Origin of the sequence: Kaistella sp. (assembly GCF_049588135.1) — a bacterium.
Classification (GTDB): domain Bacteria; phylum Bacteroidota; class Bacteroidia; order Flavobacteriales; family Weeksellaceae; genus Kaistella.
On sequence record NZ_JBAVFG010000221.1, the window covers coordinates 1 to 4,631 of the forward strand.

At 34.4% G+C, this 4,631-nt stretch carries 4 protein-coding genes; all 4 read right to left on the reverse strand.

The genetic code is table 11. The features are described 5' to 3' along the window. Positions 1-3 precede the first annotated feature (3 nt). The 4 genes from WBY99_RS12050 to WBY99_RS12065 all read right to left on the reverse strand — a co-directional run bounded on the left by WBY99_RS12050 (position 4) and on the right by WBY99_RS12065 (position 4,626). Positions 4-519 carry a hypothetical protein gene (locus WBY99_RS12050; protein WP_423976583.1) on the reverse strand — a complete coding sequence of 172 codons (516 nt, stop codon included), beginning with the start codon at positions 517-519 and terminating at the stop codon, positions 4-6. Between the two features lie 108 nt (positions 520-627). Further along, positions 628-2,850 carry a TonB-dependent siderophore receptor gene (locus tag WBY99_RS12055; protein WP_423976584.1) on the reverse strand — a complete coding sequence of 741 codons (2,223 nt, stop codon included), beginning with the start codon at positions 2,848-2,850 and terminating at the stop codon, positions 628-630. 154 nt (positions 2,851-3,004) lie between these two features. Next, complete coding sequence (locus WBY99_RS12060) at positions 3,005-4,381, reverse strand: APC family permease (RefSeq protein WP_423976585.1); 1,377 nt, start codon at positions 4,379-4,381, stop codon at positions 3,005-3,007. 92 nt (positions 4,382-4,473) lie between these two features. After that, positions 4,474-4,626, reverse strand: coding sequence for a hypothetical protein (locus WBY99_RS12065; protein WP_423976586.1), 153 nt, complete (start codon positions 4,624-4,626; stop codon positions 4,474-4,476). Between the last annotated feature and the right edge of the window lie 5 nt (positions 4,627-4,631).

Genomic DNA, 4,631 nt, shown 5'->3' on the forward strand with positions numbered 1-4,631 from the left:
CTTTTAAATAAAAACAAGCACAATCGCCAAAATTAAACCTGCAACCGCATAATACATTCCACGACGAAAAGCTTTTGATTTTACATTGAACATCCAGAAACTGGAGATCACAAAGAAAAATAAGGAAATGCCAAAAAATGTATTCAGGGGAGAAAGGGTATCTTTTGATTGTGCTTTGTGAAGTTGCGTCATTTTATTGAGAACAAATGGAAGTTCTTTCTTCGAATATTTTGCTTCTCCTGTTACCGAATTATAAGTACCTTCTTTGAAAAATAAAATGCCATTTTCAGTTTTTTTAACTTCGAGATTTTTCATTTTTATTTCTTTGCCGAGTGCTTTTTCGTCCAGATTTTTATCAAGGATTTTCTCGATTTTTTTTTCCTGTTTCAGAAAATCGGTATCACGATAGACCAATAAGATTCCACTAACTGCATAAACTGCCATAATTCCCGCCATGAAGAATCCTAAATAACGGTGCGTGATTCGCATGAATGATTTGGTGTCTTTAATTGCTGCCATAGTTCTGCTTTTTTATTTGCTGTTTTTTTTACTTTTAATAACAGAAGTGGAAACCGAAATCTCCACCGCTATTACTTTAAAATTAAGATGATATGAAAAGTGTTTTTATTACAATTTATAAGTTAAAGTCATATAAAAATTTCTTGGAGTAATCGGGTTCACTGAATAATTTTCGTGTACATTGTAATTCACCGTATCAAATACATTTCCGACTTTTCCCATGATAGAAAATTTCTTCCAATCATAACCTAAAGAAAGCGCCACGGTGGTGTAATCTTTTAAATCGTAAACTCTGGAAACTCCATTTCTTACTTCCAAACTATTCGCTCCAGACTTGGTATCATTCCAACCAGCTAATCGGTCGCCAATGTAATAGGCACTTGCGCCCACTTTCAAACCTTTCACATAATTAGTAAAAGTATAAAAAATGGAGGCATTCGCTGTAGTTGCCGGTGTTCTTACCAATCTTTGATTTTCTACATAACCGAAATCTGCGGGCGTATCCAAATAAACAGAGTGATTATAAGAAGCTCCTGCAATAATCGATAAGTTCGGATAAGGATTTCCTGTGATGTCTAATTCAACTCCGCGGCTTCTCATTTTACCCGCGAAATCTTTCATCAAACCATTTGGATCAATTGGCATTCCTGCATTATCCAATGTATTTTGATAATAATTATGGTATAGAATTTGGTAACCTGTTAGATTCACTGCAACTGCATTATTCCACAAATTTTTCTTTACTCCAACTTCATATTGATCGATGTTGGTTGGCTTCAAAGCGGTACCATCTCTAAGGTTTCCAGAGTTCGCTACAAAAGAATTGGTATAAGTTGCAAATGCTGAAAGATTATCATTCGGCATATACACAAAACCAACTTTTGGCGAAAATGCTTGATCAGAACTTGCACTATTGTTGATGATTTTTTTATCACCTGTTACCGAGTTGGTATTCATTGTCGCCATATTTTCGATGTACGACCAACGCAAACCTGCAATTACTTTAAATTGCTCAGAAAGACTCACATAATCTTGCACATACACTCCAATTCGCTTGGTATTTGCCCTGGATTTATCTTTGCTTTTTGCATTTGGCATTGCGATATTCCCCCAAGTTGAAGCATCATCTAAATACAAAACATTCTTCGGATCGGTCACCGTAAAGGTGTAAGTATCGTTTTGGTTATAATCGGCATCGGTTCCGAATAATATTTTATGATTAATGCTTCCTGTATTGAATTCTCCATTAATATTCACTTGAGCTGAACCATAATTTTGCTCGGCATAAGATTTATTAAAAGGTCTTATCCAAGCCAAACGAGTCTCATCAACTAACGGATTATTTTTAATATGCGCCCACTGAACTCTCTCGGAAGAGAAATAATCTTTCGTGTAATTTTGATAAGACGCAACAGCGTTTAACGTCCATTTATCATTGATTTGATAATTATAAGTTACATTCGTTGAAGCTTGTTCCACATCTTGATATTGCCAATCGGTTCCAAAAAAAACATCTCTTCCCACTTTATCATTTAAAGCGTAACTTTTATCGGCATTTTCGATGGAGCCAATTCCGAAATCTGGGGTGAAGTGATTTTTCAAATAATCGGCTTCAACAATCAATTGCGATTTTTCGCTTAAATTAAATAAGAAAGAAGGATTGAAATAATGCTTTTGCGAAGCCACCACATCGCGGAAACTTTCAGCATTTTCGTAAGCGCCATTCACACGGAAAGCAATTTTATCTGAAATCGGTCCGTAAAAATCCAAAGTTGGTTTATAAGAATTCCAGCTCCCAGCACTGAAACCAACGCTTCCACCGTAATTGAATCTCGGTTTTTTGGTAATCATATTAATGATTCCACCCGCCGCTGTATTTCCATAAAGCATTGCGTTTGCCCCTTTCAAAACCTCAACTCTTTCCAAACCTGAAACTTCTGGGAAAACCCCACTATTTACTCTTACTCCGTTTTTAAAAATATTATCGTTCCCGAGGCTGAAACCTCTTCCACCAAAACTATCTTGCGAATTTCCTCGTGAAGAAGTAATATAAATTCCGTTCACATTTTGCAAAACATCACTCAATTGTTTGGCTTGTTGCTGCTCGATAATTTCATGAGTAACAATCGCAATCGGCTGTGGCGTTTCCATCATCGTTAAATTTGCTTTTGATGATAAAGGTCTCGCTTTATTAGGATTCCCAGTTTTATGAAGGTTCACATCTTCTATTTGTAGAATTCTGATGGTATCATTTATTGGCTCAAAATTCATTTGAGCGTTTGCGGAAATTGCAGCGATTAAAAGACCAATTGCGAATATTTGTTTTTTCATTGAGACATTTTTATTTAGAATGAATTAAAATAACGGTGCAAAAGTAAAAAACTATCTGCAAACAGACAATCTTATTTGTAATTATTCTAAACAAAAATTAAAGCAAGGATCTAAATCACTGAAAATGAAAAGAATTAATCGTGCGTGACTTTTGTCATGTTCGTCTCATGAACAGAAATCCGCCAAGAATAAAGAGGATATTGATTACGAAATACAGCAATCCGTTCGGCGCAGTTGCAGTTCCGAACAACACAATAACATTTCCTAAAACCGCAATTATCGTAATGATTTTTTTGAAAACGGAATTTTTGGTAAAAACTTTCTTTTTAAATAATTGAAATAAACCCAGAAACAAAGCACCATTCACCAAATAAATAAAAACAATTGGAATGGCTGAAAGATCAAAGTTGGTCTGCGTAAAATAAGGATGCGTATTGTTAATATAATAAATGCATAGATAAAACACAATAATTAATGTTCCGAAAACCGCACTATTAATTGGCATTTTCGTTTTCTCATTTACTTTATTTAAGTTCAAGAATTTCTTCGACTTTTCTAAATTCGAAAATTGATAAGGAACGCGAATCGTCGCCAAAAGCAAACCATTAGAAGTTCCCAACACCGAAATAATAATAAAAAGTTGCATTAAAATCGCTCCAGAATTAGAAGCTGCTTTCCTTGCAAATTCAGTAATATAAGCATCTTTTAAATGAATAATTTCTTCGCCACTCATCCGGAAAACGATTCCTAAATAATACGCAATATAAATGACCATCACCGAAATCGTTCCTATAATTAAAGCTTTCGGAAGGTTTTTCTTCGAATTTTTAATCTCGCCAGAAATCTGCGTCGCAATATACCAACCATCAAATGCAAACGAAATCGGAATAAAACTCGCCGCCACCAAAAATATAAACGATTGAGTTTGTAAACCATTTCCAATTTGGGTAAAAGTATTCACTTCACTTACTTCTCCTTTAAATAGACTTAAAACCCCTAAAGAAGCAATAAAAATTAAAGGTAAAACTTTCAGGACCGTCGTCATTTGTTGGAAAACCCCGCTGCTTTTCGGACGAAAAATATTAATGAAAAAGAAGATGATTAAATTTACAAATCCAATCAAAGTATAATGCAAAGGAGTTGGCTGAAAACTCGAAAACTCTGCAATTAAATGCGCAATATAAATTCCCGAAACCGTGAACAGAACGGCGGTTAGCGCAGGATAAAACAAACTCATGTACATCCAACCCACAAAATAACTTGCCGTTTTGCCAAAACGGTAATTCACATAATTTAAAATCCCTCCATCTTTTGGTAAAAGTTCCGCATAATTCGCCATTGAAATTCCTGCGAAAACAACGCTGATTCCAACAATCACAAAACCTAAAAGTCCGGCAAGAATATTTCCTTGGGTAGCCAATAAAACATCGTCTACTTTAAAGAAAATACCGGAACCAATTACTTGTCCAATAACCATTGAAATAGCGGTAAACAGTCCGTATTTCGCTTCTAATTTTTGGTCGTTGTTCATTTCAAAAATATTTTAAGACAAAGAAAGTAATTTTTTATCTTAAAAATATCAATTGAAAAACTTATCTAAAAATCTAGAATTTAAATAAAATTTTACTCTTGAAGTTCCAACCAACGCATTTCTAATTCCTCCAATCTTTCAGTAATCACTTCTATTTTTTTAGAAAAATCGGCAATCTTTTCATAATCGGTTTCGTTGTTCAGTTTTTCTAAAATTTCAGTTTTTTGTTTTTCTAATTTCGGAATTTCTT

Coding starts and splice junctions, on each gene's coding strand:
- WBY99_RS12050 (WP_423976583.1), bottom strand. CDS start 519: ATGGCAGCAATTAAAGACACCAAATCATTCATGCGAATCACGCACCGT.
- WBY99_RS12055 (WP_423976584.1), bottom strand. CDS start 2,850: ATGAAAAAACAAATATTCGCAATTGGTCTTTTAATCGCTGCAATTTCC.
- WBY99_RS12060 (WP_423976585.1), bottom strand. CDS start 4,381: ATGAACAACGACCAAAAATTAGAAGCGAAATACGGACTGTTTACCGCT.